Annotated in this window: 9 protein-coding genes; all 9 read right to left on the bottom strand. The window is 51.9% G+C overall.

What is annotated here, in order from left to right; genetic code table 11:
- Positions 1-8: 8 nt before the first annotated feature.
- On the bottom strand, positions 9-944 hold the full coding sequence (gene opp4C, locus ABEA66_RS11565) for an oligopeptide ABC transporter permease (protein WP_079913465.1): 936 nt from the start codon (positions 942-944) through the stop codon (positions 9-11).
- A 13-nt stretch (positions 945-957) separates the two neighbouring features.
- Positions 958-1,914 carry an ABC transporter permease gene (locus ABEA66_RS11560; RefSeq protein ID WP_079913466.1) on the bottom strand — a complete coding sequence of 319 codons (957 nt, stop codon included), beginning with the start codon at positions 1,912-1,914 and terminating at the stop codon, positions 958-960.
- Between the two features lie 65 nt (positions 1,915-1,979).
- Positions 1,980-3,701, bottom strand: a complete 1,722-nt coding sequence (locus ABEA66_RS11555; RefSeq protein ID WP_079913467.1) for an ABC transporter substrate-binding protein — start codon at positions 3,699-3,701, stop codon at positions 1,980-1,982.
- A 326-nt stretch (positions 3,702-4,027) separates the two neighbouring features.
- Positions 4,028-7,810, bottom strand: a complete 3,783-nt coding sequence (locus ABEA66_RS11550) for a discoidin domain-containing protein (RefSeq protein WP_079913468.1) — start codon at positions 7,808-7,810, stop codon at positions 4,028-4,030.
- Between the two features lie 340 nt (positions 7,811-8,150).
- Positions 8,151-9,476 carry an ABC transporter substrate-binding protein gene (locus ABEA66_RS11545; protein ID WP_079913469.1) on the bottom strand — a complete coding sequence of 442 codons (1,326 nt, stop codon included), beginning with the start codon at positions 9,474-9,476 and terminating at the stop codon, positions 8,151-8,153.
- A 75-nt stretch (positions 9,477-9,551) separates the two neighbouring features.
- Positions 9,552-10,871: an ABC transporter substrate-binding protein gene (locus ABEA66_RS11540; protein ID WP_345587658.1), complete on the bottom strand. Its 1,320-nt coding sequence runs from the start codon at positions 10,869-10,871 to the stop codon at positions 9,552-9,554.
- A 175-nt stretch (positions 10,872-11,046) separates the two neighbouring features.
- Positions 11,047-12,450 (bottom strand): sulfatase family protein, encoded by a 1,404-nt coding sequence (locus tag ABEA66_RS11535; RefSeq protein ID WP_079913471.1) that lies wholly within the window; start codon positions 12,448-12,450, stop codon positions 11,047-11,049.
- A gap of 37 nt (positions 12,451-12,487) precedes the next feature.
- Positions 12,488-13,993 (bottom strand): DUF3604 domain-containing protein, encoded by a 1,506-nt coding sequence (locus ABEA66_RS11530; RefSeq protein ID WP_079913472.1) that lies wholly within the window; start codon positions 13,991-13,993, stop codon positions 12,488-12,490.
- A gap of 65 nt (positions 13,994-14,058) precedes the next feature.
- Entirely contained in the window at positions 14,059-15,954 is a 1,896-nt protein-coding gene (locus ABEA66_RS11525) for a heparinase II/III family protein (protein ID WP_079913473.1), read from the bottom strand.
- Positions 15,955-15,956: the final 2 nt, after the last annotated feature.

Below are 15,956 nucleotides of genomic sequence, written 5' to 3'. Positions count from 1 at the left end.
CGCTTCACCTACCTTTTCGTTCTGGGGTCCAGCGCGTCGCGCAGGCCGTCGCCCAGCAAATTAATCGCAATGACCGTCAAAAATATCGCCGAGCCGGGAGGAATCCACAGCCACGGTCTCGTCTGAAAATCAATCAGCGAATTCGCTGCAGCCATCATATTGCCCCAGGAAGGTGTCGGCGGCACAACGCCTAAGCCCAAGTAGCTGAGTACGGTCTCGCTTAAGATCGCGCGGGCCACGCTCAGCGTCGCAACCACAATGATGATCGGTATCGCATTGAGGATTAAATGAACGATTTTTCGCTTGTCACTCAGCCCCAACGATTCAGCCGCCAGCATATAGGGCCGCTCTCGAAACGATAAAATCTGGCTTCGCACAAGCCTCGCCAGGGATGGCCAAGCCATGAAGCTGATCATCAGCATGACCAAATAAATGCGATATTCCGAAGGCACCTTCAGATCGGATAAAATCGCCCCGATGATTATGAGAATCGGAATTTCCGGCACCGCCAGCAAAATATCCGCCGTCCGCATCACAAGATGATCCACAACCCCGCGGTAGAACCCGGCCAAGGCACCCAGGAGGGAGCCGATAGTAACCGACAGCACCATGGAGACGAGCCCGACAATAAGCGAAATTCTTCCGGCCTGCATCAGGCGGGAGAGCACGTCCCTGCCCAGATTGTCGGTGCCTAACCAATGAGAGACCGACGGCGGCTTGTTGATTAGCGCTACGTTCACCTTCCCTGTCGTGGGCTCTGAGAACAACGGGCCTACGAAGCAGAACAGAAACATGACGAGCAAAAACAATAAACCGGATACCGCCAGCTTGTTTCGTATAAGCCTCCGATAAGACGTGCGCCATAAGGATGAAGAAGGAGCCGCTTTTCCTTGGGGGCTGACCTTCAAGCGGGCATGGAGCGCCTCTGACGATTCCGCAGCCATACGCTCACCTCCTTCACTTTAAACGGATGCGCGGATCGGCCACGGCATACATCCAATCCGCCAGCAGATTGCCAATGACCGTGAGCACCGCCAAAAACATCGTAAAGCCCATCAAAACCGTATAATCGCGATTCGAGATCGCCTCCATGTGAATGTAGCCTACCCCCGGCCATGTGAATATCCGTTCGGTGATTATCGCTCCCGAGAACAATCCGGGAAGCTCGAGCCCGAGCAGCGTAATAGCCGGCAGAAGGGCATTGCGCAGGGCATGCTTGTAAATGACGGTTCGTTCCTTCAAGCCTTTGGCCCTTGCGGTTCGGATGAAGTCCTGCTTGATGACGTCGATCATGTTGGCGCGAAAATGGCGGGTCAGCGACCCTACGCTAAGCATGGTCAGTACTGTCGTCGGAAGAATCATGTGCCGCAGCATTTCCCACATTCGCGCATAACCGGTCGTTTGGCTGCCCGTATCCAGCAGGCCTCCGATAGGCAGCCATCCGAGATCTACGGCGAACCATTTGATCAGGAGCAAGCCGATAAAAAAGGACGGAAACGACATCGCCCCGAATACAGCCAGTGTAATCAGCGAGTCGTACCAGGAGTACTGCCGTGTGGCGGAGAATACCCCGATGAATACGGCAATGATCCAGGTGAAGACCAGGGACACTCCGGCGATCAGGAACGAATTGAAGACATATTCCTTCAATACCGCCGCCACGGGCTGCTGATACTGCAGCGAATAACCGAAATCCCCTTTTAGCGCATTGCCCAACCAGATGAAATATCGCTCCCACAACGGCTTATCGAGGCCGTATAACGCCTTAAGCTCTGCCGCCCGCTCCGGTGTAAGCATGATATCGGAGTCGACATAATCTCCGGGAGCAAGCGCGAAAATGAAGAAAATAATGAGAGATGCGCCAATCAGCGTTGGAATCAGCTGCAGCACTCTTTTGACCATATAGGGACGCATGACAGCCTGTTGCCTCCTTACCGGCCGGGCCGGTTATGGCTTTTAGCCCGGGTCCGTGCACGGCGTTATTCGATCTTTAACTTGGGAATGGAACGGTTCAGAATGGACACCGGATCGGGATTGATCCCTTGAATACGGGCATTGTGTGCCGATAAGATTTTCAAATAAGACAGCAGCAGCACCGGCGGATCTTCCTTCAATTGCTTATACAGATCGTGATAGATCGGAATCCGTTTATTCGTATCCAGCGTTTCGGTCCCTTGGTCTATCAGCTGATCAATCTTCGGATTGGAATAGCCGCTGACATTGTATTTGCTATGGAAGCTCTTCACACCGTCGTAAGGATCCGAGAAATTGGTGGAAGTAAAGGAAGCAATGTCAAAATCGCCTTTTTTCCGTTTAGCCAGCAGCGCATTGAAATCGAGAATTTCAGCCTCTACCGCAATTCCGATATCCTTGAAGTTTTCTTTGGCAAGCGGTATCAGCACATCGTCGATGTTGTACCCTTTGCGTCCCAAATATTGCAGCTTCAGCTTCTGCCCATCCTTCTCACGAATGCCGTCAGCGCCGACCTTCCAGCCTGCTTCATCGAGAAGCTGCTTCGCTTTTTGCGGATCGAACGGGTAGGGCGTTACCTCCTTCGTGTAAGCCCATGACGCAGGAGATACGGGTACGTTGGCGACTTCGCCGAATCCTTGGTACAAAATATCAGTGAACTTTTGCCGGTCTAGCCCGTAATAGAGCGCCTGCCTTACCCGTTTATCCTTAAGGAATTTGCCTCCGCTGTTAAAATCCAAATAGACGTAGGAGGTCGCCGTGAACGTATTGATATTGACGAAGCCGAGCGCCTTCAGCTGATCGAAATTATCGCGGTTCGCCGTAAAGCGGTCGTAATCCGTCTCGCCCACCTTAATATATTGAAGGTTTGTATCGTTGTTCGTAATTTTGAAAATAAAGTTCTCCACGGCAGGCTTCCCCGCGTAGTAGTTAGGATTCGCTGTAAACCGGACTTCCTGGCCTTTGATAAATTTATCGAATTGGTAAGGGCCGGCACCAAGCGGCTTGTCGTGAAGCGTCTTGATGTAATCCAGATTACCTTGCTTGTACTCCTTGCCATAATAAGCCTTGGACAGCACCTCGCCGCCCAGCAGCGGCAGCGCCAGAGTCGTCACCTTCTCCGTCGTAAATTGAATGGTCAGCGGATCGATCACCTTAATCCCTTCTACGGTATCCGCCTTTTTCTCCTTGTAGGCCGCTCCGCCTTTAATGTACGCCTGCGAAATATCGACTCTTCCGTCATAAGCGGGATCGTGCAGCAGCGTTAATGTGAAGGCTACATCCTCCGCCGTTAACGGCGTGCCGTCGCTGAACTTCAGATTAGGCCGCAAGTGGAAGGTGTAAGTCAGCTGGTCCGTGCTTGTGTCCCATTTCTCCGCCAGCTCCGGAATCGGTTTGCCGGTTTCGTCCTTCGTAATCAGCGAGGCGAACAAGACGCCCGTGACGTTGCCATCCCAGCCGTTCTGGTAAAAATAAGGGTTAAACACCCCTTCCGGCGTTTGTGTTCCGGAAATGAAGGTGGTGGTTCGTTTTTTAGCGGCGTCGGGATTTTTGGATAGTTCCGATGCTTTGATCAGCCCGTCCTTGACGCTGCTTAGACCAGCCTCACTCTTATTTTCCGCCTTATCCGCCGGGTCCGGGCCCGTAGCGGAACGATTCCCGCCGCATGCCGTCAGCAGCAAAGCCAAGGCCAGTACGGAAACACTTGCTTTCATCCATTTGCCTTTCATCTCTGTTCCCCCTATTCTCTTGTCCTGGAAGCAATGAATTAATCGATTATACATACCTGAATAGTAGGAATAACGATAGAAGTTTTCCCTGTTTGTCTCTGCATATGCCTAATAGACCAACAGCTCCCTATCCGTTGATCTCCGTTGGTTACGGTAGATTCCCCTTCCCCTGCTCCTATATATGTACCTTTCTTACCTGCCCGTCAAAACAAAAAGGAGACTAACAGCCATTCGTTAGTCTCCGTTCGTACGGTAGATATCAAAGTATTCTTATGTGATTTATATGCTATCACCGTCTCTTGTATCTGTCAACCTTTTTTCTAGGCTTAACCGGAAAAGACCGCCATCTCGCTATAGCTGTTCCACGCGTTAACCGAGTTGCCGTAACCAGTCACGCGAACATATCGTGCCTGCTTCGGGGCGAAGCCGAAATACTCCATATTCGAGGAAAGGCCGCTGCTGACCGCGTTCTGGACCTTCTCCCAGGTCTGACCGTCCTGCGATACGGAAATATCCAGTTTAAAATATCGCGTCGCACCATTGTAGAAGGCGATGCCCAAGCCGTTAATCGGCTTCACTCCTCCAAGATCAAGCTGAATCCACTGGGTGTTCTCGGCGGACCAGCGCGTATTCAAATCACCGTCAATAGCTCTGTCTTCGCCATTGCCTTCCTGCGCTGAGCTGGCCGTTACTCCCTGAACGGCCAGCTGCGTATAGCCAGCAGGCTTGGTTGGAACGGACTGCGCATTGAACTGGACCACGTATTGCTGCGAGCGGTCCGTATATACAGCATCCGTCACCGTGATGACAACCGGGTTCGGCGAGTATACATTTTGCGCGACTGTCACTTGGTCGCCGGGCTTGGCAGGCGTTGCGTTCACTGCCGGATAGCTCTGTGACCCGAACGGAACGTTGACCGCATAATGGTAATTCGTTTTACTGAAGCCTGACAAAGGCTGTCCGTTCAACGTTATTTGCGATAGCTGCGGAAGCGGTTGAATCTCTCCGTCCGCAATGCTCCAGCTCGCAAGCGGAACATAAGACGCTACCCCTGGCACGTTATCTCCGACAGCCAGTGGAGTCAGATGGATCGCCATATTGAGATCCTGCACGCCAGTCAGCTCCAACGCCAGCTTGCGGATGCCGGTATTGGCATCTTGACCGGACGGGTTCGGCGACACCGGCAGCGGCTTGGCGTCCATCACCTTGAATACGGCCCCTGCCGGAGCCTGGCCGGAGAAGCTCATCGTCACACCGAGACGCTTGCCGTTCTGAGTCAAAATCGCCGATTTGCCGTCAGCAGCGACCGCGATATCGGCCTTCGTATGCATGAACCACCATATCGTCGATGGCGCTTTGGCATGAATTTCATCCTGAACCGTCAGGGTGTTTCGGTTATTACCGAACATCAAGCCTCTCTTGGCCGTGGCGGCATTCTTGGCATAAGCCGGCGTCATATTGACGATAGCCAGCCCTCCCTGAGGCTTCGATTCATAGCGTTCGATCGGGCTGAATGCGTATTGGTCCTGCTCGAAGGTACCGTCCGGATTGATCACAACCGTATTATGGCCTTCCGGCATGAGCCGGTAATATTTGAACCGCTGGTTATCATAGTCAAAATAATTAGGAAGGTTATAATCATCGCTTCCTAAATCAATAGCCCACTGGACGCCGTCAGCCTCAAAGACGAAATTGCCGACATCGGAATGTGCATGGCTGGAATTGCCTTTGCCGCCCATGATTCCAGCGAATCTAGCCGTTAAGTCATTCCATTTGCTGCGGAATGTGGCGAGCTCCGTATTGCGGAAATACTGATCTAACGGAATGGATACGTTCATGTTCAGCAAGCTCGGATCGTACCAGAGCAGATCGTATACACCGCCCGCCTGCTTCGCTTCCTGCATCAGCAATAACCGAAGTCCGGCTACATCCGGATTGTTAAGCTGCTTCGCCATCCAGAACAGCTCCGGCGCCCGTATTTTGAAGCTGTTGGAATCGCCAAAGTTAAACGAGCCCTGCGGACTAAGCACATAATTTATGAAGTAAGCCGTCTTGTAGAAGCCGGGCGTTTCCGTATGACCGTAGGTTTTGCCTAATGCGGTTTGCATGGCTGCCATATAGGTTACCAAATATTCTACCGTATAGCGCCAGTAGCCGGGCCCTTCGCTCCAGCCTCCGTCGGGATTAAATTCCAGCAGGATAAAATCCTCCAGCGAGCGAAGCGATTTCGCCATAATGTCCCCTGCGACGGCTTCCTCCTCATCTCCAATGGCAAGAGCGCCCAGGATAATACCGCCGTTGCATACGGCGTTCCAGTTGCTGATCTTCTCGTTATCCGACAAGCTCACCCACCAAGCGTTATTGTTATGGGCGTCGATGGCTTTGGATAACCCCTTGTCACGGATCGCCGTGCGGATTGTGTCCCTTTGCTGCTGGGTTAAATAGCTGTACAGCCAGTCATATCCTATGGCCATGCCTGCAGTGAGCTCCGATGTGTTCAGAAACTCATTCTGCTCATTCCAATTCGGAATGGAGGCGGCCTTCAGCATTTCATCGACCGCCCGCTGCGCGTACTTGGTCTCTCCGCTTAACAAATACATGAGCGCCGTCTTCTCGATAAAAGGGCGCGCATCCTTGGCGGAATCCATCCGCCGGCCATCGGGGAGATCGTATGTACCTACCGGTGTGGTCAGCACGGTATCTGCGCTTTTGCGCAAATCGCCATACCATTTGGACAAATTGGCGTCCGTTTGAATTTGGTTTTGCAGTGAGGTGATACGGTCCGGCGTCATGAACAACCGGGGGTGCTGCTGATTCGGGTTATGCTGCTTCAGCTCGGCCACCAGCTCTGCTGCCGTCGGGCGATCGTAGACGATGCGGCGAATGGCCTCCTTCGTCAGCTTCAACAGCTCGCTCTCATCCGGCAGCGGATTGGCCGTACTGATCAGTACCAGCTCATCGTGCGACAGCACATGCTGTCCCAAAGCTTTCGAGAACAAATCGGAGGAAACGAGCACCGTGGTTCCGATTAGACGCACGGGTGCATCGAGTACGATCGGACTGCTGCCCCCTGTCACATTGGAGCTGCCGACCGTCAGCGTCAAGGCACTGCCTAGCGTCCCTGATTTCGGGCCCAACGTAACAGTACCTGCCGTCGCATTCCAGCTATACGGAACGTCCAACTGCTCTGCCACAAATTGCAGCGGAACGAGCACTTTGCCGTTCTCCACTCGGGGCTTCACCGTCGGATCGGCGGCATTCAATGGCTTGCGCTGCAAAAAAGCGTAAGCATTCGGGAAGCCTGCCAGCAATGCGATGGACTGCTTCAGTCTGGCTTGAGCATAAGCATCATTCGCATTTCCAGTGCCAGGATCGGGCGTTTGAAAGTAGGAGTCGTCAAGCGGCACTTCACTTGCATACACGCGCACATCATCCATCCAAAACTCATTATCCGTTCCCGTCTGTGCCTTCGTATAAGCTTTAAACGAAGCGATATCGTTCATCGTAGCGGAATTGCTGTAGATGCCGTCCGCCATTTTTTTGACGCCGTCTACGTACACGTCGATTTTCTTCGTCGCATGTTTGACGATGACCGTCACTTGGTACCAAGTATCCGCCGCATAGGTGCCTCCCGGCAGCTTCGCGCCCCCAGCATACATATAGCCGTCCGCCTTGAATTCCAGCAGCGCGGACTGAACATTCGTACTCGACTTGATTTGGATCAGAGGGCTATAAAACTTCGCTTGGTTGTATTTGACCTTCATCTCGATAGCTACATTGCCTGTCAAAGGCGAGGTGAAGGTCTTGGTCAACACCAAATCCGACGCGGTCCCACTGCGAAGGTGGAGGCTTTTTCCTGTTCGGCCTGCGACCTCTTCACCTGTGATCATCGCCCCTGAAGTCAGTCCGGACGCCGACCATCCTTTAGGGGCGCCGGAACCATGCGTGTCGAAGTTATCATTTACGTAAATGACCGGCGCCGCTCCATCGGCATATGCAAGAGCGCTGCCTCCCGCCCAAGCCGAATAAGACGTGAAACCGCTCAGGATCAGCAGCGCTGTCATAAAGAGCAGCAACCCTTTAAAGTATGGACTCGTTCTTAGCTTCATCAGTAACACCTCTTTCGGTTAATAGATCCATCTCACAGTAGGGTATTTCGTTCCTCCATTTCCTACGATCTGTTTTGCAGGAGTAGGTCGGGTTGCTTTAGGTTATGGTGAAACCGAAAAAACTCGAAATGCTGCCACTATATTTCGGTGGGATATGCTCCTCCAGCCGCTGTTGAAACCCGTGAATTTGATTTAGAAGTTAGCGGTATATTCACGGGTTTCAAAGGCGGACGTAAACTCTTCCGAAGCATACCCCACCTGCTTATATGGCAGATTTCTCGTAAAGTTGGTTTCCCATAAACCTAAAAGCTAATCCGCCCTATCCTGCAAACGATCGTTTCTATTTCTTTTTAGCTTTTTCCGCCTCAATATCTTTGGCGAGAAGCTCGTTAGCTTCCCGAACAGCGGTGACGCTGTCCTTTTGGCCCCGGCCGATAAAGCCGAAAGCATCGTTAAGGCGCTTCCAGGCTAGATCGTTATACTCGGTCAAAGGAGCCGGAGCCGCGTATTTTTTCGGGAAGATGGCGTTGATGTTTTTGCCTTTGTATTTCGGCAGGTCCTGAGCAAATGTCTTCTTGATCTCCGGATTTTTCAAAGCAGTTTCGATCCCCATCTTGGAACGCATTGTTTGGAATTCATCCGAGGTCAGTGCTTGAATGACGTCCATAGCCTCGTCTTGATGCTTACTAGTCTTACTGATGTAGATATAACCAGGGTAAGCTTGCGGCCCTACTTCACCCAGTTCCTTAAAGTATGGTAAAGAAACGTAATCCCAGTTCAAATCATCCGGGAAGTTGATCGCCGAGTTGGAGAAGTGGGACCACATTGCCAGCGTCCGATCTTTTGCAAACATATTGGACTGCGCTGTGGAAGCGAAGAAGCCCCCTGCCAGCGGCTTGCCGTCTGGAGACGGGATTAATTGATAGAAGCGCTTCAGGTTATCCAGGAAGGCCATCATCTTCGGATCGTCGAACATCGGCTTCGATGTCTTAGGATCGACGAAAGGCGCCGAGAACTGATTCGTCTTGGAAATATGCTCTGGCGACGCTAGAAAGCCGTAATATTGCGTACCATTATCGTTACGGGTCACTTGCTTGGCCAGATCATAGATTTCATCCCAGGTCATACCGTCCTTCGGATAAGGCACTCCGAATTTGTCGAAAATGTCCTTGTTGTACATAATGACAGGAGATGTATTGGACAATGGGAGACCGTAGATCCCGCCGTTGGCGATTTCCTTTTGCTGATCGATGGTGAACGGCTCGAACCGGGTCAAATCGACGCTCTTTTTCTTGATCAAGTCACTGATATCCATCTGGAACTCGTTGCGGATCAAATTCAGATGCGTATGGCCTATCGAAAAAATCAGGACATCAAACTGCTGACCTCCGGTAATCAGAGCATCCATCGATTTGGAGGCGGGAACCGGAACGAATTTGGGAATGATATTAGGAAATTTTTGCTTAATATAATTGCCGTAATTGTTCATGAAGTCTTCTTCTTTCCAATCGGCATTCCCCGTTTGATAGAAGACGAGCTCCACTGGCTCCTTTTTGGTTGATGCCGAAGCCCCTTCCTGCTTCCCACTGCTGCAGCCTGCCAGTAAGCTTGCCGCTACTATGGAGACAGCCGCCGCTTTCCCTGATCTTATAACCCACGATTTCATGTGGACACCCCTTTTTTCGTCTAATGATCCATTTTCCTCAATATGGACCTTGCACTGTTCTCATCCCATGTTCCTTTACTTCTGCTTCTCGGCGATAATCGCCTTATTGATCGTTTCTTCCAAATCCCTAAGCGCCGTATTTACGTCCTTTTTGCCGGTAAGTACATTGTTGAACTCCTTATTCAGCGGTGTGGTCACCGGAACCGTAACCAGCTTCGAGTCCCGCGCAGGTGTCGCTTGGACGGGCTTATTTACATAAAGAGCTTCCGTATGCTTGCCCTTCAACTTGGAAAACTCCTGTCCGAAAGCTTGCTGAATAGCCGGATTTTTTAGCACCGTAGCCTTCCCCGATTTGCTTGCCTGCATCTGCATTTCATCGGACAACACCAATTCAAGCACCTTGAACGCTTCCTCTTTATGCTTGCTTGCGCTGATCAGGTAGTAGAAACGGGGGTTAATCTGCGCATTCGTGCCTGGAGCCTCCTTCATCGTAGGCAGTGAGACCATATCCCAGCTCGTAAAATCATCCGGAAAGCTCTCTGCGGCAGCCGTAACATCCGCATGCATGGCAGAGACCCGCTCCTTCATGAAGCTGTTCACTTCCTTCACCCGGCTTCTTTCATCCATAGGCGTGTTCATCGGAAAACGGTAAAATCTCGTTAGCGTGGAGAAAATCGACTTCCAAGCATCCGTATTCACCGCCGATTTGTCCTCGCTGGCATGCAGGTACGGCGCTCCAAGCTGATTGTTATCCAATAAGTAAATGAAGTTCATGGTCATCCCGCGGTATTGAACCCCATCCTCGTAACGAGTTAGCTTTTGGGCTAACGCATAGGCATCGTCCCAGGTCATGCCGTCCTTAGGGTACGGGATTCCGAATTTGTCGAAAATATCTTTATTGTAATAAAGCACCGGAGTATACGCGTTGACGGGCAGACCGTACAACCCGGCTCCGTAGCTTGCCGAAGCGTTCTTGATGATGTCGAGATAGGCCGGATCGATTCGGCTCAGATCCAAATTCGATTTCTTGATCAGCTCCGTCAAGTCATATTGAAGATTGAACTTGACCAGCTTCTCGTTTAGCGCTGAAATTCCCTGGTAATAGATGTCCGGACTATCTCCGGCGAGCACGAGATCCTGAATTTCTTTACCTTGATCGGCTCCTTGAAACTCAAAGGAGATGTAAGGGTATTTCTGCTTCACCTTCGCTTCGACTTCGGTACGGAATTTTTCCTCATAATCCTTATCACCGGTATAAAATTTCAGCGTTACCGGCTCATGCTTCACTTGGGGGTTTTCGTTGTCCGGAGCACTCTGCTTGCTGCAGGCCGAGATGAAAGTAACGGCAAGAACAGATGACAGTGCAGCCAAGCTGATTTGGATTCCTTTTCCCATACTAGGTCCCTCCTATTCGCATTCAACTTCAAAAGTTTCCGCTGTCTGTACAGAAGGAGCATGGTATTACAAGATCAGTAGTGCAAGATCAATGCTTTAGGCTAATCTACAAGGCCGGACTGACTGGCACTTGTTCCGTCCCGGGCAGGTCTGCCCTGCAGCTTCTCCATCCGGGCTAACGCGCAGCCTCCACGTAAGGCGTATCCTTGACTTCAAGCTGCTTGCGGTGCAGCTCCTCAGTTAGCTGCTTCACCGTCTCAGCATAAGCCGGATGATGGTATACGTTGTTCATTTCGTTGGAGTCCTTACGCAAGTCGAACAGCTCCCATTCCGGAGGCTTCGGATCGTCAATCGCATCGGTAGCTCCAAGCGCATCGGCATAGTAGTAGATCAGTTTGTAGTCATGCGTCCGCAAGCCGTAATGGGCATAGACGCCATGCTCACTAAGATGCATCCAGTACCGATAATACATGGAGGTGCGCCAGCCTTCCGGTTTTTGGTCCTGCATTAGGGGGCGCAAGCTGACTCCCTGCATAAAGTCAGGCACATCGATTCCTGCGTAATCCAGGAAGGTTGGGGCAAAATCGACGTTAAGCGCCATCGCATCCTGTACTGTGCCTGCTTTAATCTCTTGAGGATAGCGTACGACGAATGGCATGCGTAAAGATTCCTCATACATAAAGCGTTTATCAAACCAGCCATGATCTCCCAGGAAAAAGCCTTGGTCCGACGTATAGATCACCATCGTATTATCCGCAATGCCTTCCTCCTCGAGCTTATCCAAGAGACGGCCTACGTTTTCGTCTATGGATGCTACGCAGCGCAAGTAATCCTTTATGTAGCGCTGGTACTTCCAGCTCTTCAGCTCGCGCTCGGTCAAGCCCTCCGGCGGGTCCATCTTCAAGTCCCGCTTCTTCAAATCGCGGTCGATTCTCATAATCGCCGCTTCGGCAGCCGCTGCCCGGTTACTGTAATCGTCATCGAAGGTCGGCGGCTCCGGTATGTCGATATCCTCGTATAAATGAGCATGCTTGGCATCAGGAATCCAAGGGCGATGCGGCGCTTTATGATGACACATCAGGAAGAACGGGCGCTCTTTATCCCTCTTGCCGATCCAATCGATCGATTCATCGGTAATAATATCGGTAACGTATCCCTCGTATTGCTTTTCTTCACCCATTTGAATGAACTTGGGGTCATGGTAGTCCCCCTGTCCAGGCAATACGTTCCAATAATCGAAGCCGGTCGGATCGCTGTAGCCTCCATGGCCTAGATGCCACTTACCGATGATGGCCGTCTGGTATCCGTCCTGTTGAAGCAGCTTAGCCACCGTCTGCTGGCGGCCGTCAAAATGATCACCCAGCGTCTGAACGCCGTTCAGATGATTGTACAAGCCGGTCAGTATTGTCGCCCGGCTCGGAGCGCAGATGGCATTCGTGCAAAAGCAGTTGTCATACCGCATCCCTTCATTCGCAATGCGGTCCAGATTCGGCGTTTGATTGATTCGGCTGCCATAGCAGCTCATCGCATGGGCCGCATGGTCATCGCTCATTATAAACACGATGTTCGGTCGGTTCATCGTTCTTTGCCTCCTTTTGCTTAGCTGAAGCTTCGCTTCAAGCAAGCGCATAAATCGGCGAGATCCAAGCGCATTGGCCGTTGACCTGCTTGATCTCGACATGGTAGACATCGCATTCGGACTCCACTTGGGTATCCGTCCAGGCTTCCTTCACGGTGTAAGCCTGCTCTGGAATCGCATGATGCAGGACGATAGCTTCGGAATTATACGGCTGCAAATGCTGTGTTCTGTTGCCCTCCAGCAGCTCTCCTACGGTTGCCGACATTTCTGCATCGTTGATTTGCACTTGGATCGTCGTGTCCAAGTCTCCTTCGATTTCGAGGATGAGCGCAGCCGTATGCGGATGCAGCGTCGTCGGGTTTTTGAACGTCATGCAGCTCCATTCGACGGCTTCATCCGATTGGCGGATCAGCTTATTGCCAAGCTCATTCATAGAAGGATCGTCCTTCATTTCCGGCGTAGGAGCCAATACGCTGCGACCGCGGAAGCAGGTTTCTACGGAAAGCAGCTTACCATGGCTTACATTGGCGGTTCCTTGCCACTTAAAGCCGTTTTTGCTGTTGCCCCAGCCCATTTCGACTCTTACTTTATATTTGCCCGCCGCTTTTGCAGCTTCGGGACTTGGGTTTATCAAGGATTCTCCGTTAATGACTTTCCAAGGCCTCAGGTTTTTGTAAACGACAATTTTATCGATTTGATCGCATGCTGTAACCTCCAGCTCCAGCTGGCGGTCGCTCGCTTGCACCTCGCTGCCCATCAAGTGCCCGTTCATGCTGAACCGGCAGGCGATTTTATCTCCGGTCACCGCGTACGTTCTGCGTGCCAGAATCGCTTCCCAGATGGACTCGCGGGTTTTGGAGTCGGCCAATACGGCCAATCTGCCATCCCCGTAAGAACCCGGATACCCCGCATGGTGATCCGTCGAACCGACGAAGCCGAAGCGATGCTTCCGTTTCAGCGCCTCATACACACTGCTTCGGGAGTCGCGGGGCCCCATGTCGTGGTAGTACGGATATAGGGACTGATCGGACATGCCGCTGCCGTGCTTGGAATACACCTCGACAATCGGACTGATAGCGCTGTTGAAGCTGTCCCAGTTGCCTCCGCGGTATCCCGGCGTATATCCGACATGATGTGGAACGGCGATAACCCGGCGCGGCGCCAGCTTTTCCACGATTGCTGCAGGGGATTCTCCCTCTAAAAGCGGCAGATCATCGTCCGGCGAGACGAAATGATGGTCGCCGTATTGGCTGGAGTGCGCTTCATAGCCCTGAAAGGTGACGAATTCTCCCGGCACGTTGAAGCTCTTAACCGTCTCTCGTACATAATCCCAATGCCCGCGCAGCTTGGCGAACCCTTCCTTATGAAAATCGACCAGGTATTCCAGTCCTTCCGTGCGGGCAGGAATGTCGTACCAGGACGCATGACCGATAATGGCTACGAAATCAAGCTGGCCCTTGGCCGCAAGCAAAGCGTTCTCCAATCCTCCGAATCCGTAGCTGATTCCGCAGTGGTTGTGCAAATCTCCCCAGTATAATGGCATAGTATTATTCCTCTCCTATTCGTATGGTCGAAGGTATGCTATCTCTTTGTATTTGGCACTTATGTTTAAGGCTGGCGGAAACGAATGAGGTGGCTTCCTTCCTGCCGGGATTGGTTAGGTGTCAGCACAATGCGCTGAAGCCGCTCTCCCCAGGCATTGCGAAGCTTTTTGTCCTCGATGGGTATGGTCTCCACCGCAGCGGTAAATTGTTCGGAATCGTATTCCATGTATAAAGCTTCTTGATCGTTACGGCGTAAACTAATGCGTCCGCCGCTATCGATCACCGGCTGGCAGCACGTCATGAAGTTAAGTGTAAATTGGCATGCTGTACCGTCGGCAAAGGCATACCGTTCCTCCAGCTCAACAACGGCCTGTGGCAAGCGGTTCAAGCGGCAGCACCGGTTCCAAGAACGGATTCCCGCTTCAGGCAGGTAAGCGGACGCGATGTCCATGCTGAGCTGTGAGCTTGCTCCCGTAACTTCGTATTGTGCTGCTGAGGCGCGGTAGTTATTTCCGTCCTGCTGCATGAAGCCGTTAATTGTAGGAAGGTTGTGGTACCCGGACTGCATCGTCCAAATCTCGTATCGCTGCGCGCTAAACGTTTTGGCCGTATACTCCTCGACACCAATATCGATGAGCACCGGCAGTCCATCCGCATACACGACAAAGTGCCCTACATCGTTATGGTTATGGCTTTCCAGATTGTGTCCGCCCTTCATGGCCAGGTACAAGCCGTGATCCGAGGATTCGGTCTCTCGTGCTGCCATGACCTGAATGCCGTCCATGTACATATCCCGTTGAAACGTTAGCGGTCTGTTCTCATTCTCAATCATGCTGTAATGAAACAATGCGGGGAGCACACGGAGAAACGATAGAAATTTCATATTCTTCCATCCTTCGGTACGCAGCATTTGGTGCACGGCCGTTCCGAGAGCCATCATATTATCGTCACTTATCCGTTTCCCGTAGCGGTATACGATATCTTCCTCCACCGTTATCCTGTGGGGACCGTCCGCAAAATTAAGGAAGTATCTATCATGGATATGAACCTTGTAAATATAACGGCCGATATTTTGAATCAACGGCTCACCATACACATTCAAGGCACCGTTAGTTGCGGTATACAGAAGCTCCAGGCAATCAAACAGCGATCCGCCTGCTTTGTTCCAATAGCCGGGACCCTCGTCGCAGCCCCCATCCGCCGGGTGCATTGATAAGAACCGGTCCAGGCTCTTCATCGCCTTACGAACAGCCAGCAGCCTTCTGCTGTCATCCTCCTCCGCCAGGAGAAAGGCGCTTAAACAGTTGGACGTACACCAAGGCGTCCAGTTGTTCAGCCGCTTATCCCGATCCTGGATCCCCATCCACCAGCAATCATCCCGTTCCAGATAAGGCTCCAGAATACGATGCCTCAGCTCGTTAACGATCCGCTGATCTATAAGCGGGTTGATCCGATCGAATACTGGCTTAAGCAGGTAGTGCAGCCATGCGAATAGGTTGCCTGTCTCGGCAGCGAACAGATCGACGCCGGGCTGAATCGAGGTATCCGGCAGACTGGGATGCTCGCGCTGGAACATCCGGTTATGGGCCGAGATGACCCAACTGGATTCTTCGCTGATCTGCCAAATGCCATTGATCAGATCATTCACAAAACGCCCTTGATTCTCCACGCATTCGGCGAGGGCAAGACTTGTCACCGCTCTTCTGCGCAGATGATACGGTCCGTCGTAGCGCGTCCGGTTGCCATTATTCAAAAACTCCATATACATTGTCGCGGTCAGGATCGGCCATGCATAATCGAGGTACTTTTCCCCCTCCGCAATAACCGATAGTCGAAGCTCTTCAGGCAGTAACTCCCACTCGCCCCTCTGCTCAATATCCGGAAAAGGGCGGTAGGCTGCTTTGCTTAACAGAGATTCAGCCAGTTCTTCCGTACTTAAACGATCACCAAGATTGTTCATCA

Origin of the sequence: Paenibacillus vulneris (assembly GCF_039543185.1) — a bacterium.
GTDB lineage: Bacteria > Bacillota > Bacilli > Paenibacillales > NBRC-103111 > Paenibacillus_S > Paenibacillus_S vulneris.
Note: the sequence above shows the minus strand (reverse complement) of the source record. Positions and strands in the feature narration are given on the sequence as shown.

Excerpts from the sequence above, each read along its gene's own strand:
- opp4C (WP_079913465.1), bottom strand. The coding sequence starts at position 944 with ATGGCTGCGGAATCGTCAGAGGCGCTCCATGCCCGCTTGAAGGTCAGC.
- ABEA66_RS11560 (WP_079913466.1), bottom strand. The coding sequence starts at position 1,914 with ATGCGTCCCTATATGGTCAAAAGAGTGCTGCAGCTGATTCCAACGCTG.
- ABEA66_RS11555 (WP_079913467.1), bottom strand. The coding sequence starts at position 3,701 with ATGAAAGGCAAATGGATGAAAGCAAGTGTTTCCGTACTGGCCTTGGCT.
- ABEA66_RS11550 (WP_079913468.1), bottom strand. The coding sequence starts at position 7,810 with ATGAAGCTAAGAACGAGTCCATACTTTAAAGGGTTGCTGCTCTTTATG.
- ABEA66_RS11545 (WP_079913469.1), bottom strand. The coding sequence starts at position 9,476 with ATGAAATCGTGGGTTATAAGATCAGGGAAAGCGGCGGCTGTCTCCATA.
- ABEA66_RS11540 (WP_345587658.1), bottom strand. The coding sequence starts at position 10,871 with ATGGGAAAAGGAATCCAAATCAGCTTGGCTGCACTGTCATCTGTTCTT.
- ABEA66_RS11535 (WP_079913471.1), bottom strand. The coding sequence starts at position 12,450 with ATGAACCGACCGAACATCGTGTTTATAATGAGCGATGACCATGCGGCC.
- ABEA66_RS11530 (WP_079913472.1), bottom strand. The coding sequence starts at position 13,993 with ATGCCATTATACTGGGGAGATTTGCACAACCACTGCGGAATCAGCTAC.
- ABEA66_RS11525 (WP_079913473.1), bottom strand. The coding sequence starts at position 15,954 with ATGAACAATCTTGGTGATCGTTTAAGTACGGAAGAACTGGCTGAATCT.